Annotated in this window: 20 protein-coding genes; 7 read left to right on the top strand and 13 right to left on the bottom strand. The window is 46.1% G+C overall.

From position 1 onward, the window contains the following. The 5 genes from mutL to der form a co-directional block, all read right to left on the bottom strand. Positions 1 to 1,770, bottom strand: coding sequence for a DNA mismatch repair endonuclease MutL (mutL, locus tag BREVNS_RS08900; RefSeq protein ID WP_483426658.1), 1,770 nt, complete (start codon positions 1,768 to 1,770; stop codon positions 1 to 3). After that, positions 1,761 to 2,729 (bottom strand): prolipoprotein diacylglyceryl transferase, encoded by a 969-nt coding sequence (gene lgt, locus BREVNS_RS08905; RefSeq protein WP_483426659.1) that lies wholly within the window; start codon positions 2,727 to 2,729, stop codon positions 1,761 to 1,763. Before lgt ends, mutL begins: the two co-directional genes overlap by 10 nt. Before the next feature lie 387 nt (positions 2,730 to 3,116). Further along, positions 3,117 to 4,106, bottom strand: coding sequence for an SPFH domain-containing protein (locus BREVNS_RS08910; protein ID WP_483426660.1), 990 nt, complete (start codon positions 4,104 to 4,106; stop codon positions 3,117 to 3,119). Between the two features lie 42 nt (positions 4,107 to 4,148). Beyond that, positions 4,149 to 4,364 (bottom strand): DUF2934 domain-containing protein, encoded by a 216-nt coding sequence (locus BREVNS_RS08915; protein ID WP_483426661.1) that lies wholly within the window; start codon positions 4,362 to 4,364, stop codon positions 4,149 to 4,151. A gap of 16 nt (positions 4,365 to 4,380) precedes the next feature. After that, on the bottom strand, positions 4,381 to 5,718 hold the full coding sequence (gene der / locus BREVNS_RS08920; RefSeq protein ID WP_483426662.1) for a ribosome biogenesis GTPase Der: 1,338 nt from the start codon (positions 5,716 to 5,718) through the stop codon (positions 4,381 to 4,383). 1,002 nt (positions 5,719 to 6,720) lie between these two features. Between der and purD the strand changes: the two genes are divergently transcribed. The 4 genes from purD (at position 6,721) to BREVNS_RS08940 (ending at position 11,289) form a co-directional block, all read left to right on the top strand. Then, complete coding sequence (purD, locus tag BREVNS_RS08925) at positions 6,721 to 7,995, top strand: phosphoribosylamine--glycine ligase (RefSeq protein WP_483426663.1); 1,275 nt, start codon at positions 6,721 to 6,723, stop codon at positions 7,993 to 7,995. Positions 7,996 to 8,092: 97 nt separating this feature from the next. Further along, positions 8,093 to 9,325 (top strand): sugar ABC transporter substrate-binding protein, encoded by a 1,233-nt coding sequence (locus BREVNS_RS08930; protein ID WP_483426664.1) that lies wholly within the window; start codon positions 8,093 to 8,095, stop codon positions 9,323 to 9,325. Positions 9,326 to 9,380: 55 nt separating this feature from the next. Next, the gene (locus tag BREVNS_RS08935; protein WP_483426665.1) at positions 9,381 to 10,397 is read left to right on the top strand and encodes a carbohydrate ABC transporter permease; all 1,017 of its coding nucleotides are present in this window, start codon (positions 9,381 to 9,383) and stop codon (positions 10,395 to 10,397) included. A 1-nt stretch (position 10,398) separates the two neighbouring features. Then, the gene (locus tag BREVNS_RS08940; RefSeq protein ID WP_483426666.1) at positions 10,399 to 11,289 is read left to right on the top strand and encodes a sugar ABC transporter permease; all 891 of its coding nucleotides are present in this window, start codon (positions 10,399 to 10,401) and stop codon (positions 11,287 to 11,289) included. Between the two features lie 151 nt (positions 11,290 to 11,440). On the opposite strand, the gene BREVNS_RS08945 is transcribed toward BREVNS_RS08940, so the two are convergent. The 4 genes from BREVNS_RS08945 to purH are packed head-to-tail and all read right to left on the bottom strand — an operon-like array spanning position 11,441 to position 16,386. After that, positions 11,441 to 12,496: a polyprenyl synthetase family protein gene (locus BREVNS_RS08945; protein WP_483426667.1), complete on the bottom strand. Its 1,056-nt coding sequence runs from the start codon at positions 12,494 to 12,496 to the stop codon at positions 11,441 to 11,443. Next, a complete protein-coding gene (locus BREVNS_RS08950) occupies positions 12,493 to 13,338 on the bottom strand; it encodes a phytoene/squalene synthase family protein (protein ID WP_483426668.1) in 846 nt (281 codons plus the stop codon). The genes BREVNS_RS08945 and BREVNS_RS08950 overlap by 4 nt, the downstream gene beginning before the upstream one ends. A gap of 2 nt (positions 13,339 to 13,340) precedes the next feature. Then, a complete protein-coding gene (locus tag BREVNS_RS08955; protein ID WP_483426669.1) occupies positions 13,341 to 14,813 on the bottom strand; it encodes a phytoene desaturase family protein in 1,473 nt (490 codons plus the stop codon). 25 nt (positions 14,814 to 14,838) lie between these two features. Beyond that, the gene (gene purH, locus BREVNS_RS08960; protein WP_483426670.1) at positions 14,839 to 16,386 is read right to left on the bottom strand and encodes a bifunctional phosphoribosylaminoimidazolecarboxamide formyltransferase/IMP cyclohydrolase; all 1,548 of its coding nucleotides are present in this window, start codon (positions 16,384 to 16,386) and stop codon (positions 14,839 to 14,841) included. Positions 16,387 to 16,814: 428 nt separating this feature from the next. Between purH and BREVNS_RS08965 the strand changes: the two genes are divergently transcribed. The 3 genes from BREVNS_RS08965 to BREVNS_RS08975 are packed head-to-tail and all read left to right on the top strand — an operon-like array spanning position 16,815 to position 19,401. Then, a complete protein-coding gene (locus BREVNS_RS08965; protein ID WP_483426671.1) occupies positions 16,815 to 18,383 on the top strand; it encodes a TonB-dependent receptor in 1,569 nt (522 codons plus the stop codon). A 13-nt stretch (positions 18,384 to 18,396) separates the two neighbouring features. Further along, the gene (locus BREVNS_RS08970; RefSeq protein ID WP_483426672.1) at positions 18,397 to 18,972 is read left to right on the top strand and encodes a DUF4416 family protein; all 576 of its coding nucleotides are present in this window, start codon (positions 18,397 to 18,399) and stop codon (positions 18,970 to 18,972) included. A 9-nt stretch (positions 18,973 to 18,981) separates the two neighbouring features. After that, positions 18,982 to 19,401 (top strand): acyl-CoA thioesterase, encoded by a 420-nt coding sequence (locus BREVNS_RS08975; protein ID WP_483426673.1) that lies wholly within the window; start codon positions 18,982 to 18,984, stop codon positions 19,399 to 19,401. Here the strand turns inward: BREVNS_RS08975 and BREVNS_RS08980 are convergent. Genes BREVNS_RS08980 through hisH form a run of 4 tightly spaced genes read right to left on the bottom strand, consistent with a single transcriptional unit; the run spans position 19,383 to position 23,140 of the window. After that, positions 19,383 to 20,717: an alpha/beta hydrolase gene (locus BREVNS_RS08980; RefSeq protein WP_483426674.1), complete on the bottom strand. Its 1,335-nt coding sequence runs from the start codon at positions 20,715 to 20,717 to the stop codon at positions 19,383 to 19,385. The two genes, BREVNS_RS08975 and BREVNS_RS08980, sit on opposite strands and share 19 nt — an antisense overlap. 13 nt (positions 20,718 to 20,730) lie before the next feature. Beyond that, positions 20,731 to 21,798, bottom strand: coding sequence for a flavodoxin-dependent (E)-4-hydroxy-3-methylbut-2-enyl-diphosphate synthase (gene ispG, locus BREVNS_RS08985; protein WP_483426675.1), 1,068 nt, complete (start codon positions 21,796 to 21,798; stop codon positions 20,731 to 20,733). Then, complete coding sequence (gene hisA, locus BREVNS_RS08990; RefSeq protein WP_483426676.1) at positions 21,795 to 22,514, bottom strand: 1-(5-phosphoribosyl)-5-[(5-phosphoribosylamino)methylideneamino]imidazole-4-carboxamide isomerase; 720 nt, start codon at positions 22,512 to 22,514, stop codon at positions 21,795 to 21,797. The genes ispG and hisA overlap by 4 nt, the downstream gene beginning before the upstream one ends. Continuing rightward, complete coding sequence (gene hisH, locus BREVNS_RS08995) at positions 22,511 to 23,140, bottom strand: imidazole glycerol phosphate synthase subunit HisH (protein ID WP_483426677.1); 630 nt, start codon at positions 23,138 to 23,140, stop codon at positions 22,511 to 22,513. Before hisH ends, hisA begins: the two co-directional genes overlap by 4 nt. Positions 23,141 to 23,142: the final 2 nt, after the last annotated feature.

Raw genomic sequence — 23,142 nt, forward strand, 5'->3', positions numbered from 1 at the left:
CTAAAACCCTGTGCGTTTGAAGAGTTTTTCCAGCTCTTTTTTGCTTAAGCGAAGGAAGGTAGGGCGACCATGAGGACAGCTGGTGGCATTGGGGGTATGGGAAAGAGTGTGAAGAAGTCCCCGAACTTCTGGTTCTGAGAGCCTTTCGTGCGCTTTTACCGCTGTTTTGCAGGCTAATTGTTTGATGGCTTCGTCGATGAGATCTGAGAGAGAGACGTTTTTCCCGGTTTCTAAGGTATCAAGGCAGGCTTCAAAGGCCTGCTGGGTGGCCTCTGGTGAGAGCATGGCAGGAATAGAGCGGATCAGAATGGTCGTACCCCCAAAGGGTTCTATTTCAAACCCCAAGGAATGGAAAAAATCCTGATGGGCAAAGACATCATCGTACTGGTCACTGGTCAGAACAAGAGAGAGTGGATAGAGCAGTTCTTGCGAGGCTTTTTTTTCTGTGAAGGTGCGTTTTATCTCTTCGTAGCGTATTCTTTCATGAGCGGCGTGCTGGTCTATAACCACCACCTCATCGTCTTTTTCAAGAAGGAGATAGGTAGCAAAAAGACTTCCCGCGTAGCGATAGTCATCGAAAGAAAAAGATGATGTATCAGACGAAAAGAGTTCTGGCGAAAAAAAGGGTGAAGAAGAGGATTCGCGAAGAAAATCAGGTTCTGGAAGGTGAGAGGCTTCTTCGTAGAGAGAGGATTCTTTCATAGTCCATACGAGGGGAAATGAAACGTTCTGAGAAGTGCTATCTGAAGAGGAAGAAGAGAACGTGGAAGAGGTGGTACTTTTCAGGGCTTTCTGGAGAGCTTGCTCCATGTTTTGCCACAGAGCCTCCTGGAATTTTCTTTCCTGCCTGAATCGCACCTCTTTTTTCATAGGATGAACATTGACATCCACCTCTGAGGGATCCATATCCACAAAAACAAAAGCGACAGGGTGTTTTTGAGCTGGGATGAGGTTCTCATAGACCTGGGACAGAACAAAGGGAAAGGATTTCCACTCTACCATACGACGATTGACAGCAAAAAACTGCATATTTCTCTGGGGTTTGAGAAGGGTTGGTTTTCCCAAAAATCCTTGAATCCTCGCATAGCCTATTTCAAACGAAAAAGGGAGAATATCGTTTGAGATATCTCCAAAAAGATCAATGATACGTTCAAGATAGGTATGTCGTGGCGGGGTGCGGAATTTTTCTCTTCCATCACCCCGGTAGGAAAAACCGCATTCGGGAAAAACAAGCATCTTTTTGATGAGTTCTCTGAAGACAAGTTTGCTTTCTTGAGTGGGGGATTGGAGAAATTTCTTTCGTGCGGGAATATGTTCAAAAAGGTCGGTGACCCGGACAATAGTCCCATATCCCATGCCGACCTCCTGCAAGGGACGGGCTTCTCCATAGGAGACCACAAGCCGATAGCCTGAAAGGCTTTGCTTTGGGCGGGACATGATATCTAGCGTGGCAACACTGGCAATACTGGCAAGAGCCTCTCCCCGAAATCCGAGCGTGGAAAGGCTTTCTAAATCATCAAAGCTTGAGATCTTGCTTGTGGTATGGTTATGATAACAGATGGCAAGATCGTCTGCTTCCATACCCTTTCCATTATCCGTAACCTCTATGGAGGTGATACCCCCGTCCACAAGAGAAACCTCAATCTCTGTGGCCTGGGCGTCAAGGGCATTGTCGATAAGTTCACGGACAACCGAAGCCGGCCTATCGATAACCTCACCCGCAGCGATTTTCAGGACAGTCTGGTGGTCTAACGGACGAATTATCCCCATAGGGTGTTGACTTTTCTCCTTTTGAGACTGAGAACAAGTCCTGCCAGTCCTACCACAAGAAGGGGAAGGGAAAGTACCATCCCCATGGTGAGCCATCCGCCGTAGAGATAGCCGATGTGGGCATCAGGTTGTCGGATAAATTCAACGAGAAAACGTATGATGCCATAGCCGAGGAAGAAACTCCAAAGGTAAATACCCTGGGTTTTTACCCCTTTTCGGAAGAGGGTATAGAGGATCAAAAAGAGGACGATGCCCTCTCCAAAGGCTTCATACAACTGAGAGGGGTGTCTGGGAAGATTGACAAGAATTTCCCCAACCTCATAGGGAAGCTGAAAATGGGATTTGATGTTTTCTGTGACGATAGTAATGTATGGTTGAGTGCCATCGATGGGGAGATTGATTTTTTCGACTATCTTCTGGACAGAAGGATCAGAGAGGGGATACCAGCGAGAGACAGGAACCGTCGGAAAAATAACCCCCCAGGGGACACTGGTAATAGAACCCCAGAGTTCGGCGTTGATAAAATTGCCAATACGGCCAAAAAAGAGGGCAAGTGGGAGAGGAAGAATAAAAACATCGGCCAGTTCCCAGAAGTTTTTCTTTTTCCAGGTGAGGTATATCCAGCTGAAAAGAAACCCAAAAAGGACGCCGCCATGAAAGGACATACCCCCTTCCCATACGGCAAAAAGGGTTAGAGGATTGGCAAGAAAAGCAGGAAAGTTGTAGAAAAGCACGTACCCGAGTCTTGCCCCCACGACAATGAAAATCATCAGCGTTACCGCAAAGTCCGCTAAAAACTCCTTCTGAATGAGGATCTTTTTTTGTTTTATCCAGCGAGAGAGAAGCCAGTAGTTGACACCAAATCCTACGAGATACATAAGTCCATACCAGCGGATAGCAATTGGCCCGTAGATGGAAAAGATCTCATTCTGGAGGGTGTGGATAATATACCCAAACATGCGATACTCCTTGTGCAAAACTCTTATGATTATGAAGCAAAAGGGGAAATATTGCAAGCAAGAAAAAGTATGGACAGGCGTGCTTGTTTTGGGTGAGACTATACCTTTTTATGAAAAGCCCCCTGGGTTATTTTCTTTGAGATAACCCAGGGGTAAAGAGATATCAGAAAACTCTTCCATTATGAGACCCTTGCACGGGTGTTTTCTTCCCCTGTTTGGGTCAGGGGCTGCGCCCCTGAAACCCCGCTTTTTCTGTTTACAAGGGCTTATTTGTCTTTTTTTATTCAAAAAAATCGGTTTATTTATTACGACAAGGAACATTTTGATACTAATTTTTGTTTCTTTATTACTTTATTGAGACCTTTGCACATTCGTGCAAAGGTCTCATTATTTCAATTCTTTCAAAAGTTCCTTGATGCTTCCAAGAGAAGAGAGAAGGGAGGTGGCTTCATACGGCATAAAGACTACTTTTCCTCCACTTCCCTGAGCGATTTCCCGGAGAGCCTCGATATACTTGAGAGCCACGAGGTATTGAGCAGGATCAGTGGTTTTGGTTTCAAGAGCCTCTTTGATCTTTCGGATGGCTTCGGCTTCTGCTTCGGCGATCCGGATTTTGGCTGTGGCTTCTCCTTCGGCACGGAGGATAGCGTTTTGTTTTTCACCTTCAGCGCGGGTGATATAGGCCTCCTTGTCTCCCTGGGCAACAAGGATCTTGGATTGTTTTTCTCCTTCGGCTTTGAGGATCATCTCTCGCTTTTCTCTTTCCGCACGCATCTGTTTTTCCATGGCTTCTTTGATCTCTCGTGGAGGGAGAATATCCTGAAGCTCTACCCGATTGATCTTGATACCCCATTTGTCTGTGGCCTCGTCAAGGATACTGCGGAGTTTGGCATTGATGACTTCACGAGAGGAAAGGGTTTCATCAAGTTCAAGTTCCCCAATCACATTCCGGAGGGTGGTCTGGGTGAGTTTTTCAATAGCCTCGGGGAAGTTTTCAATCTCATAGACGGCCTTGTAGGGGTCGATCACCTGAAAGTAGAGAAGCGCGTTGATTTCAATGGTGACATTGTCTTTGGTAATCACATTCTGGCGGGGAAAATCATAGAGGGTTTCTCTGAGGTCTATTCTGTCCAGTTCGGTAATATAGAAATAGGTCTTATCTCCATATTGACGCTGGACCTTCCACTTGACCTTGCGTGGTTTTTCAAGGAAGGGGATGATAATATTGACCCCGGCTTTCATGGTACGATTGTATCGACCGAGGCGTTCGATGATCATCACTTCCGCCTGTCGAACGATGACAATCATCTTGGAAAGCACAAAGATAACCGCCACCATCACCACCACAATAGTGATGAGAAGAGTAAAGGTTTCCATACAAACCTCCTGTTTGGGTAAAGCGGGGATTATCCCCGCTTTTTACAGTCCGTACTTGGCTTTGACTTCAGCCTCAGCCTGAAGCCAGTCGGAGAGTTCGTCACCGTGTTTTCCCTGGGCACGTCTCTCGATGGAAATTTCGTAGGCCCTTTTTTCGATCTCCTGCTGAAGTTCCTGCAGGGTGGGTTTTTTCTTGCTTCCACGGGTGGTGGTTTTCTTTTCTGTGGAAGCCGCGGTGGTGGATTTTTTCACAGGCATGGTAACCTCCTTTGTTTCAGGACTCCTCGTCCCGTGTTTTTTCTTTGAAAATGAGTTTCAATGGAATACCGGGAAACCCAAAGGCCTCTCGCAGTCTCTTTTCAAGGAAACGGGGGTAATCCTTTCGCAGGTGTTCTTTTTTGTTGATGAAAAAGAGAAATCCTGGAGGGGCCTCATAAATCTGGGTAGCATAATAAACCCTGAGGTTTGAGGCCTGTTTGTAGGGGTTGGCTTCTTTGATGGTCTGAAGCCAATCATTGAGATCAGAGGTTTCAATCCTTTTGTGGAACCACTCATGGATTTCCAGTACCCTATCAAGCAACGCAGGAACTTTGTACCCTGTTTTGGCGGAGATAAAATGAATGGGGACATAGGTAAATTCAGGGAGTTCCTGTTTGAAATAGGCCTCATACCCCTTCATCAGGGTATAGTTGTCGGTGTTCTCTGTCGTTTTGAGATCCCATTTGTTGAAGGCAATCACCAGTCCCCGTCGTTTTTCTGCTACCATATCGATGATAACCTTGTCGCCATGGGCAAGTCCCTCAACCGCATCCACAAGGAGAACAACTACTTCAGATCGTTCTATAGCCTGAATAGTTCTCACCTGGGTGTAGTAGTCCACATCGTCCTGGAGGCGGGATTTTCTTTTGATACCGGCGGTATCAATGAGGCGGATGGTTTTGTCTTTCCACTGGAGGATGTCATCAAGAGCGTCTCTGGTGGTACCCGCTACCTCAGAGACGATACTCCTTTCATATCCAAGAATGGTGTTTACTAACTGAGATTTTCCTACGTTTGGTTTGCCGACAATAGCCACCCGGATTTCGTCTGAGATTTTGGGGGCAGGTTTGCCGTGTTTCTGGGCCCACTCTTCGATTTTTTCCTTGAGCGTAGCAAAACCTCTCTTGTGCACAACGGAGAAGGGGATGATTTCCTGAAAACCAAGGGTATAAAATTCATACGCCTGAAGTTCCATCTCGGCATTGTCCAGTTTGTTGGCGATAACCCACACCTCTTTTTCCTGTTCGTGGAGAAAGGCGGCAATCTCTTCGTCCATTGGGTGCAGATTTCGACCATCGACCATGAAAAGCACGATGTCGGTTTTTTCAATGGCTTCGCGGACCTTTTTCTGCACTAAGGCATTGAAACTATCTCCTTCTTTCAAAAAACCCGCCGTATCATAAAGATAAAAGGCCCCGTACTCAGTCTGAATGAGTTCCATATTGATATCACGGGTGACGCCTTCCATTTCATCGACAATGGACTTGCGTGTTCCTACAAGGAGATTGAAAAGAGAGGATTTGCCGACGTTTGGACGTCCTATAATAGCCACCACTGGTAGGTTATTTCGCATGACTTTTCCTCCCCTTTAAGTATGCCATAGAAAATGATTTTTTTCAAGTTATGAGAGTATTGCCCATTCGTGCAAAGGTATGTTGTTCCACATTCATACAGAACGGTTATCTTCACACAAAAACTGAATACTTGTTCAACCATCTTTCCTCTTTCAATTTTGGGCTACTTTTGTTACCCATCTTCCTTCTTCCACGAAGCGCTCCCGCGCGGGGCAAAAGGGGGTTATTGTCCTCGTCGCATGCTACGCATGCGCCTCGGACGGATAATGGGCCGCTTTTGCGGGCAGAAAAAAACTTTTTCCTTTTTCCAGGGGAAGTCCTTCCTCCGTGGGCGACATCAACTTGTCCTCCTGACTTCGGAAGAAGAACGCCTACCTCGCTTCGCCGATTCCCCGCTAAAGCGGGGTCCCCGCGGCTACACTTCGGTGGGCTTGCGGGCAAAAGCAACAGAAGATGTCGCCCGGGCACCTCCTGTGCCCTCACTTCGGAAGGACTTCCCCACTCCACGGCAAAGGAGACACAACCGCAAAAGCGGCCCGGTGGATACTGAGCGAAGTCGAAGTGGGGTACAGAAAAAAAAGGGGTAAAAGAACACGTCCCTCTCCCACCAGCCCACATGGCTTCTGTTCCTACGGGGCTTCTATGACGGCGAACCGCAGGCAGGGGCGGGAGCTATGGCGATGTTTTAGCAAGAAAGAGACTTTCCAGGACACCAAGGCCTGAAGACTATGACTTTGTTTCAGCAAAGAACAATGGTTTAGCTGAAACAGGGTAATAGCTCTCTCTTGCTGTAATGCTTTCAAACTCAACTTTCTTTAATAGGCATCATAACAGAAAGCTTTTGTGTTGTTTCCTCGTTCATAAGAAATGTGGAAATAGTTATTCAGTTTCATATGTGGAACGACAATTCTCCGGTTTATTGGCCATGGGGAAAGGGTGGGCTCCTTGCACTTTTTCTCACTTTTTCCTATACTATAGGAAAATATTCTTGAGGAGATTCTATGAGAGTATTACTCTTGGGAAGTGGGGGGAGAGAGGCGGCTCTTGCCTGGTCGATTTCTCGAAGTTCAAGACTTTCAAAACTCTACATCTGCCCCGGCAATGGGGGAACCCATCAGTTTGGTACCAATGTGGATATCCCGCTTACTCCTCCTTTTGATAGGCTACTCAAGTTTATCCAGCAGGAAGGGATAGAGATGGTGATTGTCGGGCCTGAAGCTCCGTTAGTCGCTGGTGTGGTAGATGAACTCCGTAAACATAAAATCAAGGTCTTTGGTCCTTCAAAAGCGGCGGCCCGTCTTGAGGGGAGCAAGGTTTTCATGAAGGAGTTTCTGGCAAGGCACGGGATTCCTACCGCTTTTTTTCAGGTATTTTCTAAAGCAGAAGAGGCCTATCGCTATGTAGAAAAACAGAACCGTCCTTTTGTGGTGAAAACGGATGGGCTTGCGGCTGGAAAGGGAGTCGTGGTGGCCAAAACGAAGGAAGAAACGATTGAGGCTATCCGGCGCATGATGGTGGACAAGGAGTTTGGTGAGGCCGGGAATCGTATTATTCTGGAAGATAGGTTAGATGGGGTGGAGGTGAGTGTCTTTGTGGTAAGTGATGGGAAGCATTATAAATGGCTGGCTTCCGCTCAGGACCACAAACGTCTTCTTGACAATGATGAAGGGCCAAATACAGGTGGCATGGGGGCCTATGCACCGGTGCCCTTTTTGGACAAGAAAACAGAAGAATTGATTCTCAAAAATATTATTGAGCCTACCCTTCATGGTCTCAAAAAGGAGGGCTATCCCTATACAGGGATTCTCTACTTTGGGCTTATGCTCACCAACTGGGGACCCGCTGTTCTTGAATACAATGTGCGTTTTGGTGATCCAGAGGCCCAGGTGGTGGTTCCGTTGATGAAGACAAGTGTTCTGGATCTTGCCTGGGCAACCGTAGAGGAGAAACTGGAGAATTTTCAGATAGAGTTTTATCCAGGGTACTGTGTCACCGTCGTTTTAGCTTCTGAGGGTTATCCTGGCACCTACAAAAAAGGGGTTCCCATTACGGGGGATCTCTCTCAGGAGGTGGATTGTTTTGTGTTTCATGCAGGAACGAAATTGGTTGGCCCCGGTCAATGGATAACCAGTGGGGGACGGGTACTCTGCGTGACAGCGATTTCTTCCACTCTTTCGCGGGCTATTGCCAGGGCATATGAGAAGGTCGAGAAGATTCATTTTGACGGTATGCAGTATCGGAAGGACATCGGGAAAAAGGGTCTTGCGATGAGATGATTTTTTTTGAAGAAAAGAGGGGAAACTATTGACTTTTTTGTCATTCGTGGTATAATGATAAAAAATAAAAATCCTAAACACTGGAAAGGAGGAGACTATGAGAAGGAGTTTCTCAAAGAAGCTTGTCGCTCTGGCAAGCGTGGTGGCTCTGTTGGGTCTCGTGCTGGTGTCCTGTGGTGGTGCCAAGAAAGAGGTAACCATCAACATCTGGGAACAGCATGATGACACGATTGACAAGGTGTTTGACGAGATGATTGCCGAGTTCATGGCTGCGAACCCCGGCATCAAAGTCGTCCGCACCCACTATGGGACAGAGGATCTGCGCGAGCAGTTCAGAACGGCTGCTCTCGGTGGTGGTGGTCCTGAGATGATCTTTGGGCCCAATGACAACATCGGTACCATGGTTCAGACCGGTATTCTGATGCCTCTTGACAACATGCTTGCCGGTGTATTGAAGAAGCTTTCTCCTGCAGCCGTTGAGGCATCCTCTCTTGAGGGCAAGGTGTATGGGTTGCCTATCCTTGTTGGAAACACCCTCACGCTGCTCTACAACAAGAGCATGGTTGACAAGCCTGCTGCTAAGATGAGTGAGATCATCGCTCTCACTGCCAAGTACAAAGATGGCAAGACCTATCCGATGGTATTCAACCAGACAGAGGCATTCTGGTTTGTGACCTTCCTTGGCGCTTTTGGTGGCCGTGTATTTGCTGCTGATGGCAAGACACCTACTCTTAATACTCCTGAAATGAAGAAGGCTCTTGCTTACTACTATGGTCTCAAGCAGAAAGGCGTGATTCCTCGCGAATCTGATTATGATGTTTCTGACAAGATGTTCAAAGAAGGCAAGGCCGCTTATCTCATCAATGGTCCTTGGTCCTTCCAGGGCTATGCTGATGCTCTCAAGGATAAGCTGGGTATCGCTGTTCTCCCTGTTGTGGATGAAACCGGCCTTCCTATCCTTGCATGGAACGCTGCCAAGACCGTTTCTGTGAATGCTAACATCAAGGACAAGGCTGTTCTTGATGCTGTGAAGAAGTTCCTTGAGTTCATGGCTTCCAAGGAATTCCAGGTGAAGTACGCTCTCGTGGCTAAAGAAAGCCCTGCTAACCTTGAGGCTATGGAGGATGATCGTATCAAAGCCGATCCTTTCATTGCGGCTACCGCTAATCAGGTGAAGCAGAGTATTCCTATGCCCATCAATGCTGAGATGCGCGCTGTATGGGATGCTATTGGGCCTACTCTGAAGAAAGTGATGACAGGTGCTTTGACACCTGAGGCTGCTGCTGAAGAGATGCAGAAGATTGCTGAACAGAAGATCAAAGAGATGTAATATCTACCGCCACCGGTCTCCCGGTGGCGTGTCTTTATTTTGAGGGAGGAGAGAGATGGCAACGGTAGCAACCACGGTCAAGAAACCTACCACGCAAAAATACAAACTGGTCAAGGGCATCGTACCTTCTGCTCGTTGGTATGAGCCAGTTGGGTTTCTTTCACTCGCGTATCTTGCGATTTTTCTTGTGATTCTTTTGCCGATTTTGTTTAGTTTTATGCTTTCTGTGTATGATATCCGAAACTCAAATATTCGCATGGTTCTCAATAGAATAGGGATCAATATCTTTGCTCTTCCTTTTGCTTTTCCTGACCTTTTCAAAGGTCTTGATAACTATATGAAACTTCTCCAGGACAAGGATTTTATTGGTACCTTTATTCGTTCTATTATCTGGACAGGGGTGAATGTGTTTTTCCATGTATCGATTGGTATCTGGCTCGCTACGCTTTTGAATAGAAAGCTTCCCGGGAAGTCGATTTTCTATGTGCTTCTCATTCTCCCCTGGGCTATTCCCCAGTATATTGCGGCTACCACCTGGAAAGGAATGTTTAACGCTCAATTCGGGATTGTGCCGGCTATTTTTGAAGCCATTGGGGTACACGATACCCTTCGTTTTGCCTTTGGGCTTCAGGATATTTCATGGATTGCCAATCCCTATCTCAACTTTGCGGCGTGTATTCTCGTCAATATATGGCTTGGTTTTCCCTTTATGATGATGATTGCTCTTGGTGGACTTCAAACGATTTCGTCAGACTATTATGAAGCGGCAGAGATTGATGGGGCTTCAGGCTGGCAGAAGTTCAACTATATTACGCTTCCTCTTCTCATGCCTATTATGGTGCCGGCTATCATCTTGGGAACGGTCTGGACATTCAATATGGTGAATATTATCTATATCTTTGCCGATGCGGGGCGTGTTTCAGAAGAAGCCCATATTCTGGTAACCAAAATGTATGTCGATGGTCTTCAGTATTTTAGGTACAGTTATGCGTCGGCTATTGGGGTGTTTATCTTTATTATTCTGACGCTTTTTGCGGTTCTCTATATGAAGGCAACCGTGAAGGAGGATTAGTATGGCTACGGCGAAGGGAAAAAAAGAAAAGAAACTCATCGATCGCTCCTTCTTTTTTGACAGGAAGGATTCTACAGCCACGCTTATTTATGTGTATATCAGTCTCATCATTATGTCTATTATTTCGGCATACCCCATATACTATATTTTCCTTTCTTCTATCACACCTGGGGATAAGATTATGCCAGATCCTTTTAGTCTCTGGCCGGAAAATGCCACAATCCAGAATTATATTGAGGCATTCAGAACCAAGCCTATTCTTCTCTGGATGTTCAATTCGTTGATTGTGTCTCTTATTTCAACGTTAGTGGCAGTGATCTGTGCTCTTCTCGCGGGTTATGGGCTTTCCAGATATCGGTTTCCCATGCGCTGGCCGCTGATGATTCTTCTGTTAGTGACGCAGATGTTTCCTGCACCGATGATTCTTTTGCCCCTCTATATTTTGATGGGGAAGCTCGGACTGATGAATCATCTGATGGCTCTTACGGTTCCGTATGTGGCCACCTCTATTCCCTTTACCACCTGGCTTGTGAAAGGGTTTTTTGATACCATTCCGCGCTCACTGGAGGAGTCGGCCTATATTGATGGGGCGGGGGTGCTCACCACCTTTTTTCGGGTGGTGATGCCACTGGTGCAACCGGCCATTGCGGTGAGTGCTATTTTCACCTTCCTTGGTTTCTGGTCTGAGTATATTGTTGCCCGTGTGGTGATTATGAGTGAAAAGTTTTATACGCTTCCGTTAGGGCTCATGCTTTTCCGTGGGGAACACAATACCAAGTGGGGGCAGTATTCAGCTGTGGCTCTGGTAACGACGATCCCGGTACTTATTATCTTTACCATGCTTTCAAAGCAAATCGTCGGTAACCTCACGTTGGGATCTCTGAAGGACTAATTTTCTCTCTTTTGTGCAAAAGGAGAGAGGTAGATGAAAAGGCGCTGCGTATGCAGCGCCTTTGTTTTTTTTAGCGAAAGAAGGTGTTGTTGGTTTGGGGTTAGCCCGAATTGAAAGGAATTTTCTCTCATGGCAGCGAATGAGAGGGGCTTTAGAATTTTCGTGTGAGGTTGTATGCTAAGAGTTCCTCAAGGGATTTTTTGTAGCTTTCTTCCACAGGGAGAGAGGCTATTTCTTCTCTCACTATCTGGGCCAGGGCCTGTTGCTTTTGAGAGATGTTCTCCTGTATACCATACTTTTCAATGAGAGAATGAATATACGAAAGATGTTCTTTGCTGAGGGATGAGGAACCGAAAAGGGTATTGAGTTGTTTCTTTTCTTCTGGGGTAGCGTATTTGAGAAGATACCAGTAGTAGAGGGTTTTTTTGTTTTCCTGGATATCTGAACCGACGGGTTTTCCGGTGATACTTTCCTCTCCAAAAAGCCCTAATTCGTCATCCTTTATCTGAAAGATGATACCAAGGTTTTCTCCAATGGTTTCAAGACAGGCAATGGTGTGCTTCTTTGCTTTGCCGAGGATGGCCCCTATCATAAGGGGAAGAGAAAAGGTATATCGAGAGGTCTTGTAGAGGTAGATAGAGAGAATGGTGTTTTCAGAAAGGTTCTCGTCTGTGATGGAATAAAACACATCCTGCATCTGTCCTAACCCCACAAAACACATCTCCCGGGAAAAGGTTTGATAAATCTTGTTCTGAATTGTGGGGGAAGCATCAAGATTGGCAAGGTTTTCAAATCCAAGGAAGAAAGCAATATCTCCTACACAGATGCCCATGGATTCGCCAAAGTGATAGAATTGCTGGATATTCATGGTTTTGGCAAGTTCAGCGTACTGGTAGAAAATGGTCGTTTTCCCCCTTCTGGTGGTGTCCTGATCCATGATGTCATCGTGAATGAGAAGCCCGGTTTGAAAAAGCTCCATACTGACCGCGGCTTTCAGAGCATTGGGAGAATATGAGCCATTACACATTTCCTCGGCAAAGAGTATGAGAGCGCCACGAATCATTTTTCCCGACAGGGAAAAATCTTTGAGTCTTTCAATGACGTCTTTGCCCCAGCGGTTCACAGGATAGAGGTGAGGGAGTTGAGTGTCAAAGAATTCGGCTAAAGCCTCTTTGATTTTTGGACGGTAGGTCTCGAGGAATTTCATACACACCTCTTATGAAAAGGAATAGAAAGGGTATTTATGAATATCTGCATCAAAATACGCCATTTTGGTGGTTTTACTTTCTTTTTGTACACAATCCACGGATTTTTGGCAATTTGTCTGGCTGTCCAGGCATACATGTCAGCGGCTGTTTTGATAGGAATGAGCATACGGTAGGGGATGTAGGTATAGCCTTTTTCGGCTTCTTTTTGCCATTCAAGGTAACGGCTGATTTGCTTGTGGATATACTCTTCAAAGGCTTTGGGATTGGCGCGACAGGTTTCTTCTTTCAGGTTGGGAAAGGGGCTTTCGTTCAGGGGCAAATAGGTTCGACCAAACGAGAGATCTTCAGCTATATCACGAATGAAGTTGATGTACTGCATGGCTCTCCCAAGAAGAGCGGCATAGGGGAAGGCTTCATCTGGAAGTCCCATAATTCTTGCCATAAAGTAGCCTATGACCTCAGCAGATCCGTACATATACTGACAGGTTTCCTCAAGGGAAAGGCAGGTGGTTTTTGAGAGATCGGCTTCCATGGCCTCAAGAAAGGCAAGAGCCCACTCTTCTGGAAAATGAAGCTCTTGAGAGAGAGAAACAAAACTGTCAATGACAGGATTTCCTGAAGGTTTTCCTTTTATGGCTTCAAGGTATGCCTGTTTGAAGGCATAAAAATCGTCCCTTTGCTGGGGAACACTGTCCACATAATTGTCGGCCACTCTCACAAAGGCATAGAGACGAAAGACCTTCTCTCTCATCGTTTTTGGAAAGAACAGGCTTGAGTTAAAATAGGTCTTGCTCCCTTTTTTGAAAATGGAGGTGAAGAGATTTTTTTCTGATGGAGTCATCGTTATTTCTCTTCCTCCTTGATGAGACCTGAGACAATCTCTGCCGCAATGAGCACCATAGGAACGCCCACGCCGGGATGGGTATAGTGCCCCGTATAATAGAGGTTAGGAACACGCTTTGAGTGATGGGCAGGGCGGAACACGGCAGTTTGGTTCAGGGTATGAGCCATGCCGAGGGCTGTTCCTTTGAAGGCGTGGTAATCGTTGGCGTAATCACTGACGGTGAAGATACGTTTGACCTCAATGGCATCGGTGATCGATTCGCCAATCACGTGTTCTACATGTTTGAGAGCATAATCAGCATACTGGTGACGCATCTCGTCATTATCCACGAGGCCCGGAGCAATAGGAACAAGCAAAAAGAGGTTTTCTTTTCCTTTTGGGGCCACGGAAGGATCTGTTTTTGACGGACAGCTCAGATAGAAACACGGGTCCTGTGGCCAGGAAGGGGTTTTGAAAATGGTATCAAAGTGTTTGTCCCAATCGAGAGAAAAGTAGAGATTGTGATGCGTGAGATTTTTCAACCGTTTTCCAAGCCCTAAGTACATGATAAACATAGAAGGTGCCATCACACGACTTTGCCAGTAGCTCTCTGAGTAGGTCTGATGAGAAGAATCCAAGAGCTCTCGTTCTGTATGGGCATAGTCAGCAGAAGATACCACGATCTCTGCCGGGTATGAGCCTTTGTGTGTTCTTACAGAAGTGATGCGGCTCCCTGTGTATTCAAAGCCGGTTACCTCTTCGCCTGTGTGAATGGCAACCCCGTATTGGCGGCAGAGTTTTTCCATGGCTTCTACGAGCATCCCCATTCCCCCCATGGGATACCATACGCCAAGGTTGAGATCAACATGGGACATGATGGAGTAGAGAGCGGGGGAGTTTTTGGGACTATTGCCTAAAAATACCATGGCATACTCTAAAATCTTTCTTGCCCGATGGTCGTGGAAATATTTTCGAACAAAGCGATCCAGGGTGGCAAAAACATGAAGCTGGGTTCCCTGGGTGATCATTTTCCAATTCAGGAAACTGAAGATATTTTTGTATTCCTTGTAGAGAAATTCGTTCATGGCAATATCATATTTGTACTTGGCCTGTTTGAGGTAGGCAACAAGCTTTCTGTCTCCTTCTTTTTCAAGGGAGGCAAAGGCTTTGAGAATGCCTTCTTTGTTGGCTGGAATATCAACTATCTCTTTTTTGTGAAAGAAGATGCGATAGAGAGGATCAAGAGGTTTCAGTTCATAAAAATCACTCACCTTTTTTCCGAAGAGGCCAAAATACCGTTCAAAAACTTCTGGCATGAGGTACCAGGAGGGACCCATGTCAAAGACATAACCCTTTGTTTTCCATACACGAGCGCGGCCACCAAGCTCGGTATTCTTTTCAAGGAGAGCGACCTCATGTCCCTCTTTGGCTAACAGCGCAGCCACAGAAAGCCCTGCGTATCCTCCCCCGATCACCACAATTTTTTTGGCCATATAACCTCCTGAAACTGTTGTTATTTTAATGTTTGAAGTGACGCACGCCTGTAAACACCATGGCTATGCCGTGTTCATTGGCGGCATCAATAGACTCCTGATCACGAACAGAGCCACCTGGCTGGACAATAGCCACGATACCATCACGAGCTGCGGTATCAACGGTATCACGGAAGGGGAAAAAGGCATCAGAGGCCATGACAGAACCCCGAACATCAAGACCTACCGCACTGGCTTTTTCAAGAGCAATACGTGCGGAATCTACACGGGACATTTGTCCGGCACCAACTCCGATCACCTGGCCGTCTTTCACATAGACAATGGCGTTTGATTTCACATGTTTGGCAATCTTCCACGCAAAACGGAGGTCTTTCTCCTGTTCGATAGTTGGTTTTTTGAGGGTTACCACATCCCATTTTTCCTTTGACATGCCAATCTGATCCCATTCCTGAACAAGCATGCCTCCTTCGATGCGTCGATAGCTCAGGCCCTGTTTTTCCCAGGCGGTGCCTTTGAGTTTCAGAATGCGGAGGTTTTTCTTGCTCTGCAGGATGGCGAGAGCCTTTTCTGTATAGTCTGGAGCAATCACAATCTCAAAGAAGGTTTCTACAATAGCCTGGGCTGTTTCTTCATCCATTGTTTTGTTCACCCCAATAATGCCACCAAAGGCCGAGACGGGATCGGTAGCCCTTGCCTTTTCAAAGGCTTCACGAAGAGTGCGCCCATACGAAGCCCCACAGGGATTGGTGTGTTTGATAATGACAGCAAAGGGTTCATCGCTTGCAAATTCTCTGACAATATCAAGACAGCCATCGGCATCAAGGTAGTTGTTGTAGGACATTTCCTTGCCCCAGAGGATATCCGCATTCAGGGTAGAGATGGAGGTGTCTCTATAACTTCGATAAAGGGCGGCTTCCTGATGAGGATTTTCTCCATAGCGAAGAGAAGAGACTTTATAGAGAGGAATTCCCATTTCTTTGGGGAATTTCATGCCCACCATACGCTGAAAATAGGTAGAGATCATACTATCATAGTAGGCAGTATGAGAAAAGGCTTTGGCTGCCAGGATAGACCTGGTCTCAAGGGAAAGAGAGCCAGTCTTTTGTATCTCCTCAATGAGAGAAGGGATATCTTCATTATCTACGATAATACACACATCATGGTAGTTTTTCGCGGCTGCCCGAATAAGAGCCACACCACCTATATCAATTTGTTCGATAATCTCTTGAAGAGAAACACCCTCTTTTTGAATAGTTTCCTCGAAAGGATAGAGATTGACAACAACAAAATCAATAGGAAGGATATGATGGCTTTGGAGTTGCTCTTGGTGGGAAGGATTGTTCCTCATGGCTAAGATACCACCATGGATGATGGGATGGAGGGTTTTCACACGACCATCCAAAATCTCTGGAAATCCTGTGATGGAAGAAACCTCTGTCACAGGGATGTTTTTTTCTTTGAGGTAGCGGTAGGTACCTCCAGTGGAAAGAATCTCATATCCCTGTTCTACCAAAAATCTAGCTAGCGTATCGCATCCTTCTTTGTAATAGAGACTAAAAAGCGCTCGTTTCACCGTTTTCTCCTGTTTAAGATGTTTTTATTATAAGAAAGAAAAAAAAATTTTGCCACAAAATACCCTCACATCTCTTTCCTGCCCAGAGTTTTTTATCAGGAGGTAAATGTGTCTCTTATAATAAAAAAACCCGACAGGAAGAAGAGTCCTGTCGGGTCGGGGGGCAATGTACTTAAGGCAAGGAGAAAAGGCGGTGGGGACCTTTTCTCCTTTCAGAGGTCGTTTGATTTTTTTTGATTTACGCTTTTATTATAGGAACGAAAGGCGAGTTTGACAATACCACCACAGGGTAAAAGTTTTTCTACTCAAGGGTATTTTATACCACCAAAGTGGTGTAATGGTCTGTGAGATATCTTTCTCAACGAAGTGTGATTGACACTTTTTCCCCTTGTCGTTATAATAAAGCATATAGGCTTTGTGGAGGGAGTATGAAAAAGTTCATCGTCATACCAATAGTTTTTTTTGTCGCTACTGGCTTTGCGCAGGAAACGGTTTCTTCGACTATTGTTCTTCCTGATGTGAAGATTGTGATAGAAGGTGATACCTCTATTCCACTTCAGGATCAAACGAATTTGACTCTTTCCGGGCAGGAGATAGATTTTGGCAGGGTGGACCTTGCGGAGCTTTCCAGACTACGCAAGAGTGAATACTACAAGGTAGAACTGACCAACCAGCGACGTTTGCCTTCCTTTTCATTGTCCAGTTTTCGTCTTTTTTACGGAACAAGTGAGCACCTCTTTTCTGATATTACCATCGGGAAGCGAGTGGATAAATTGAATTACCTTGTGTCTTATGTGAGAAGTTCTCGGGGAAGCCTTGTCCTTTCCAATGAAAGGCTCTATAATACCGAGTTGAAGCTTGATGATATCAATGTGGATGTGATTGCTACCCTCTCTCCTCAGTGGGAATTGCAAACAGAGGTTGGCTATTATGCAAGAGAACTGGGACTCTATACCAATGCGAAGGCTCTCTCGGAACAAATGAGGTATTTTCCGGCAAGGATAGGACTCTCTTTTATCCCTGATACCTATAGTCTTTTTACTGTAGCCGTAGAGGGGAATTATCTTGAAAGAAACAATAAACTTCTCACCACAGCGTACACCAATCAACTTTTTTATCATTTTTCTCCCACTCTTTCTTATGAAGCCAATTGGGCCAAGGATAATTTTCTCAGGATAGATGGACGCTACCTCTATCTTTTCCAGGACACCCTTTTCCACGAAGGAGAGATAGGACTTTTAGATAGGCTCAATGTTCTCACTTCTCTTTCGCTTGATGTGGGGGCAAGGGTGTATTTTTCTTCACGTGATTCCTTTTTCTGGTATCCGTTAGCGATGATTCGTTATCGCTATACCGATGTGTTTGTGTTTAGTGTTGGTATGGATGGAGAACGGAAGAGATTTGTCGGTGGGGATTTTATAGAAGAGAATCAATACTTTTTCACAAAAGCGGTGAGGTATGATCGCTGGACTCCTCAGGTTGGCCTTCAGTATATCCCGGTGGAAGGGTTTTCGCTAAAGGGAGCGCTTCTCTATCATTTCTATAGCGCCTATGCGCTTCCTGTCTATATATCCGAGATGGATATGTTTACCCATGAGATTCGCACAAATCTTTCTGTTCTCACCACCGAGGTGTCCCTTGACTGGAATCCTCTCAAGACGCTTCTTGTGAAAACCATGGCTTCCTACACCTTGCCTCTTTCTCCCGAGATGTATGAGGTGGGAGGCCTTGGGCTTTCTTCACTTTTAGAGTGGAAGTGGCAGGAGATTGGGCTTACAACGACGGTGAAGGGGATGTACTATCCAAGGATAAAGGTGGCGAGTGGTGTAGAGCTTCCTGATGCCCTTGTTGTCAGTACTGGATTTTCCCAGCAACTGGGGAAAGACTTCTACTTAGAGGTGTCTCTTGAGAATCTTTTCAACCAGAATCATTTTCGCAGGCCCTCTGTTCCTGAAGGAGGATTTCAGCTGGTTGGGGGACTTCGTATTCTTCTGTAGGGTAGGATAACGAATGGGAAAAGCCATTGAGCATGAGCCAGTGAAACTGGTGATAGGGATTCTCTTCTCTGATGAGCGTCGTTATACGGAAGCAAGAAAGCGACTATTGAATTTGTATGGCCCTGTAGATTATGAGTGTGAGCCTTTTGTTTTCACCTTTACCCATTATTATGATGAGGAGATGGGGCTTCCTATTTTTCGGACGTTTCTTTCTTTTGAGCGTCTCATTCAGCCAGAGGCATTGGTGGATATCAAACTTACCACCAATGCCATTGAAGAGGAATTGGCTGTGGAAGGAAGGCGACTTGTCAACTTAGATCCTGGTTATATGCAGATGGGCAAGTTTATTCTGGCTACCACCAAGGACCAGATGCACAGGATCTATCTGGCTAAGGGGATCTACGCCGAGGTAACGCTGCATTATCAAAAGAAAAGCTGGCAATCCTGGCCGTGGACCTATCCGGATTATGCCAGTGAGGTGTACAAGAAGATTCTTCTCCATATTCGAGAACTCTATTATGCCCAGTTAAAAGCCATAGGGGGAAATATTCCTCATAGAGCCACAGTGAGTCAAAAAAAACCTTCATGAGGAGAGGGTATGGATTATATTTATGAACTTGGGTTCAAGGTGAGAGACTATGAGTGTGATCTTCAGGGGGTGGTGAATAATGCGGTGTATCAGAATTATATGGAGCATACCCGCCATGAGTTTATGAAGTCCATAGGGCTTGATTTTGCTAAACTTCATGAAGAGGGGGTGGACGCCTTTGTGGCCAGAATAGAGATTGCCTATAAACATCCCCTTCGAAGTGGAGACGAATTTGTGTGCAGGCTTCGGCTTGAAAAAGAGGGAAGACTCAAGTATATCTTCTATCAGGATATTTATAGGCTTCCGGACGAACGTTTGATTGCGCAGGGAAAGGTCACCGCCACCACAACCGTTAATGGAAGGCTGGCTGTTTCTCCGAAGGTGGAGGAGGCTTTGTGTCGTTTTCTCTCTCAGAATTCTACCACATAGTCCCTATCACGGGTGAACGTCACAGAGAGTTCGATGGGTTTTCCGTTTGTCTCAATGGGCTTCTGGTCCTTGTCAAGAAGCCGGAAGTGAAAACGTGTTCCCCTTACCTGAGTGAGTGTGGTTTCATTGGTGAGAAGAAGATTGATAGTAAAGTTTGTGGGTATGGTGAGGTTATTGCTCACATAGCGGAAAACCTCAAGGATCACAGGTCGTGAGGAAAGAAATCTGATACTGATAGCATCCCGGCTTTTCGATTGAACGGAGATGTTGGTGGTTAGCATTCCATAAGGGCTTTGAATCGTGAGGGACATACTGCCGGCGGTGAGGGCTGTTATCTGATGATTCGAAATGAGGAAGGCTTTTGACGAAAGAGTGGGAAGCGAGGTTCTTTTGATATTGTCTGTATAGAGGGCTTCAATGGTGACGCTGCTGGTGTCATTGATGCCTATCGTGGCTGGTTCAATGAGAACCTGCCAGCTGAGAAGGGATGGTTTTGTCTTTCCAAGGAATAAAAGCAGGGGGATAAAGACACGATTTTGCCAGGATGATTCCGAGTGGGTTCCATTTCTATCTTCATAGTACCAGAGTCTTTCTCCAAGGTGGGGAGAGAGGGCTTGATACACATGTCTTGCGGGAATCATCATTTCGTCGGATTCTCTCCAGCCGGCATCAATATAGAGAAGGCCAATTTTCTTGAAGTCAAAACTCCCGATGTGGGAAAGCACCTGCTCATTTCCCCACCAGAAGGAGGGGGAAATGACACCGGCAAATCCAAAAACTTCCGGGTACCACATCTGAAGGTAGAATGAAGCTAGTCCTCCCATGGATGATCCCATGATACCTGTGGTTTTCGCAGAAGGGTCCGTACGATAGGTGGCATCAACCCAGGGTTTGAGTTCTTCTACGATAAATCGGGCATAGTTTCCAAGAAGACCGCGACCGGAGGCGTTAGTGGGGGGAGAATATTCCTCAATGCGTTTGGTGGTATTGAAGATGCCCACGATGATACATGGGGAGGCTTTTTTGTCTGAGATCAATCTTTCGAGGGCTTTGTCTACGTCCCACTTGATGGGGCTTCCTGCTCCACGCAGACCTGTTTTCTGACTATCGAAGAGGTTTTGACCATCGTGCATATAGAGAACAGGGTAGCGGTTGGTGGAGGTGGAATACTCTGGGGGAAGATATATCACAATAGTTCTGGGACTCACAAATTGTGATGGAAAATTTCGGTGAACGATATACTGAGCTGCTTGAGAGAATCCACTGGTAAAAAAAAGCGTAGTGATGAGAAGAAGAAAAGATGTGAAGCGAGGCATATTTTTCCTCCTTTTAGTGATGAAGGCGTTTTTCTATCTCTTTTACCAAAACGGTGGCAATGGCTTCTGGGGTGGGATTGGGGATTTTGAGGGAGGTTTTCTGGCCATTTTCGATGACAATGGCGGAAGATTTACCGATAGCTATCCCAATATCTGACTCAAGGGCTTCTCCCGGGCCGTTGACCACACATCCCATGATGGCCACCCTGAGGTACTCTCTGATATGTCTTGTCTTTTGCTGGAAAAGTTCCACAGTTCTGGCTACATCAAATTCCTTGCGAGCACAGGTAGGACATGAAATGATTTCTATCCCTTCCTTGCGTAAACCGAGGCTTCGAAGGATGATCCTGGCGGCTTCAATCTCATCTTCGAGGTTATCCCCCGTGATGGAAACCCGGAGAGTATCCCCTATGCCATCTAAAAGAAGGCTTCCAATACCGATGCCGCTTTTGATGAGGGCCTGACTGAGAGGACCGGCCTCGGTGACACCAAGATGAAGGGGATAGTCTCTTTGTGTGGCAAAAAGGCGGTAGGCTTCTACCATCGTGGGAACATCAGAGGATTTGAGAGAAACCTTGATATCAAAAAAATCAAGCTCCTCAAGAATCTGGATATGCCTCAGGGCTGAATCCACCAACGCTTCAGCTGTGGGGTGGGGGTAACGAGATCTATCAATGGACCCTGAGTTTACTCCGATGCGGATAGGGATACGACGCTCTTTGCAGGCTTTGACCACTGTTTCGACATGTTCTCTTTGGCGAATATTGCCGGGATTGAGACGGAGTCCGTCAATCCCCTGCTGGATACATATGAGGGCAAGACGATAGTCAAAGTGAATATCGGCCACTAAGGGAAGGGAGGTATGTTTTTTGATTTCCCCAACAGCGTAAGCACTTGCTTCATCCGGGATACCTAATCGGACGATATCGCACCCCACCTCTTCCAGTCGATGAAGCTGGTTCAAAACCGCTTTGACATCAACGGTGGGAACACTGGTCATAGACTGGATGGAAATAGGGGCATCTCCTCCAACAGCCACAGGGCCTACATAGATCTTGCGGGTTTTCCGGCGTGTGATCATGCGTATTCGAGAGCTTCACGGAGGGTGAAGCGACCTTCGTAGAGAGCCTTGCCGATGATAACCCCTTTGAGTCCCATAGGTTCATATTCTTTGAGCTTTTTGATGTCCTCAAGGGAAGAAATACCACCGGACATGATAATCGGGATATCAGAAACCGTAAGCATGGTCTCAAGGGCATCGTAGTTGGGACCTTCAAGGGTTCCGTCACGACTGATGTCGGTATAGATGACCTCCGATACCCCAAAGTCTTCAATCTCCTTCAAGAGATCTACCGCGCGGGTGGAGGTAACTTCCTTCCATCCATTTTTGACGACAAACCCATCGGAGGCATCAATAGCAATCACCACCCCATCAGGGTCACTCTTGCAGAGGTTTCGAACAAATTTACGGTTATCTATCACAGCGGTTCCGATAACCACCTTGTGGACCCCACGACTTCGCAGAGCGCGAATCACCCTGTTGTCGCGAATACCTCCCCCGACATCAATCTCAATATTGACCTCCTGGACAATCCTTTCAATCAGGTCAAGGTTTTGAGGTTTTCCGTTGAAAGCCCCATCTAAGTCCACAATGTGGAGACGTTTTGCACCCTCTCTTTCCCAGAATTGAGCCTGAAAGATAGGATCATCCGAATACACCGTCTCAAATTCAGGGTTCCCTTGAACGAGACGGACACACTTTTTGTTCTTGATATCAATTGCTGGTATGATAATCATACAATGCCTCTCTCTGATAGAATAGAAAGAAAGTTCGAAAGAAGACGAAGACCAAATTTATGGCTTTTTTCTGGATGAAATTGAAAACCAAAGATGAAATCCTTCTGGATGCCGGAGGTATATCGGATCCCATACTCCGTTTCGCAGGCAATCACTTCTTTTTCCTCAACTTCGGGATAGTAAGCATGATCATAATAAAAATACACATTCTGAGGGATAGAGTCAAATATTTCTTTTTCCTGTTTGATGATAGTAGTACTCCATCCTATATGGGGGACGGGGAGATCTATCTCAAATCTTACGACGCGCCCTTTAACAAAACCAAGTCCTGTGGTTTTTTCTCCTTCTTCCCCCTCTTCAAAGAGGAGCTGATACCCAAGGCAAATTCCTAAAAGAGGCTTTTTGTTTGCTACGTGGTTTTCGAGGGTTTCAATCAGGTGCTGGTTTCGAAGGTGTTTCATGGCATCTCCAAAGGCCCCAACACCGGGAAGAATGAGAGCCTCAGCTGAGGCTACTTCCCTGGCGGTTCTCATCACGGAGAGTTTTTCTTCTGGAACCCCAATACGACGAAAGGCATTATATACACTGGCGATATTTCCCATGTCGTAGTCAACAATCCCAATCATGG

It is taken from the genome of Longinema margulisiae, assembly GCF_025266855.1.
Taxonomy (GTDB): domain Bacteria; phylum Spirochaetota; class Brevinematia; order Brevinematales; family Thermospiraceae; genus Thermospira.

What these genes read in the sequence shown, in the direction of transcription:
- mutL (WP_483426658.1), bottom strand. Translation starts at nt 1,770, where the DNA reads ATGGGGATAATTCGTCCGTTAGACCACCAGACTGTCCTGAAAATCGCT.
- lgt (WP_483426659.1), bottom strand. Translation starts at nt 2,729, where the DNA reads ATGTTTGGGTATATTATCCACACCCTCCAGAATGAGATCTTTTCCATC.
- BREVNS_RS08910 (WP_483426660.1), bottom strand. Translation starts at nt 4,106, where the DNA reads ATGGAAACCTTTACTCTTCTCATCACTATTGTGGTGGTGATGGTGGCG.
- BREVNS_RS08915 (WP_483426661.1), bottom strand. Translation starts at nt 4,364, where the DNA reads ATGCCTGTGAAAAAATCCACCACCGCGGCTTCCACAGAAAAGAAAACC.
- der (WP_483426662.1), bottom strand. Translation starts at nt 5,718, where the DNA reads ATGCGAAATAACCTACCAGTGGTGGCTATTATAGGACGTCCAAACGTC.
- purD (WP_483426663.1), top strand. Translation starts at nt 6,721, where the DNA reads ATGAGAGTATTACTCTTGGGAAGTGGGGGGAGAGAGGCGGCTCTTGCC.
- BREVNS_RS08930 (WP_483426664.1), top strand. Translation starts at nt 8,093, where the DNA reads ATGAGAAGGAGTTTCTCAAAGAAGCTTGTCGCTCTGGCAAGCGTGGTG.
- BREVNS_RS08935 (WP_483426665.1), top strand. Translation starts at nt 9,381, where the DNA reads ATGGCAACGGTAGCAACCACGGTCAAGAAACCTACCACGCAAAAATAC.
- BREVNS_RS08940 (WP_483426666.1), top strand. Translation starts at nt 10,399, where the DNA reads ATGGCTACGGCGAAGGGAAAAAAAGAAAAGAAACTCATCGATCGCTCC.
- BREVNS_RS08945 (WP_483426667.1), bottom strand. Translation starts at nt 12,496, where the DNA reads ATGAAATTCCTCGAGACCTACCGTCCAAAAATCAAAGAGGCTTTAGCC.
- BREVNS_RS08950 (WP_483426668.1), bottom strand. Translation starts at nt 13,338, where the DNA reads ATGACTCCATCAGAAAAAAATCTCTTCACCTCCATTTTCAAAAAAGGG.
- BREVNS_RS08955 (WP_483426669.1), bottom strand. Translation starts at nt 14,813, where the DNA reads ATGGCCAAAAAAATTGTGGTGATCGGGGGAGGATACGCAGGGCTTTCT.
- BREVNS_RS08965 (WP_483426671.1), top strand. Translation starts at nt 16,815, where the DNA reads ATGAAAAAGTTCATCGTCATACCAATAGTTTTTTTTGTCGCTACTGGC.
- BREVNS_RS08970 (WP_483426672.1), top strand. Translation starts at nt 18,397, where the DNA reads ATGGGAAAAGCCATTGAGCATGAGCCAGTGAAACTGGTGATAGGGATT.
- BREVNS_RS08975 (WP_483426673.1), top strand. Translation starts at nt 18,982, where the DNA reads ATGGATTATATTTATGAACTTGGGTTCAAGGTGAGAGACTATGAGTGT.
- BREVNS_RS08980 (WP_483426674.1), bottom strand. Translation starts at nt 20,717, where the DNA reads ATGCCTCGCTTCACATCTTTTCTTCTTCTCATCACTACGCTTTTTTTT.
- ispG (WP_483426675.1), bottom strand. Translation starts at nt 21,798, where the DNA reads ATGATCACACGCCGGAAAACCCGCAAGATCTATGTAGGCCCTGTGGCT.
- hisA (WP_483426676.1), bottom strand. Translation starts at nt 22,514, where the DNA reads ATGATTATCATACCAGCAATTGATATCAAGAACAAAAAGTGTGTCCGT.
- hisH (WP_483426677.1), bottom strand. Translation starts at nt 23,140, where the DNA reads ATGATTGGGATTGTTGACTACGACATGGGAAATATCGCCAGTGTATAT.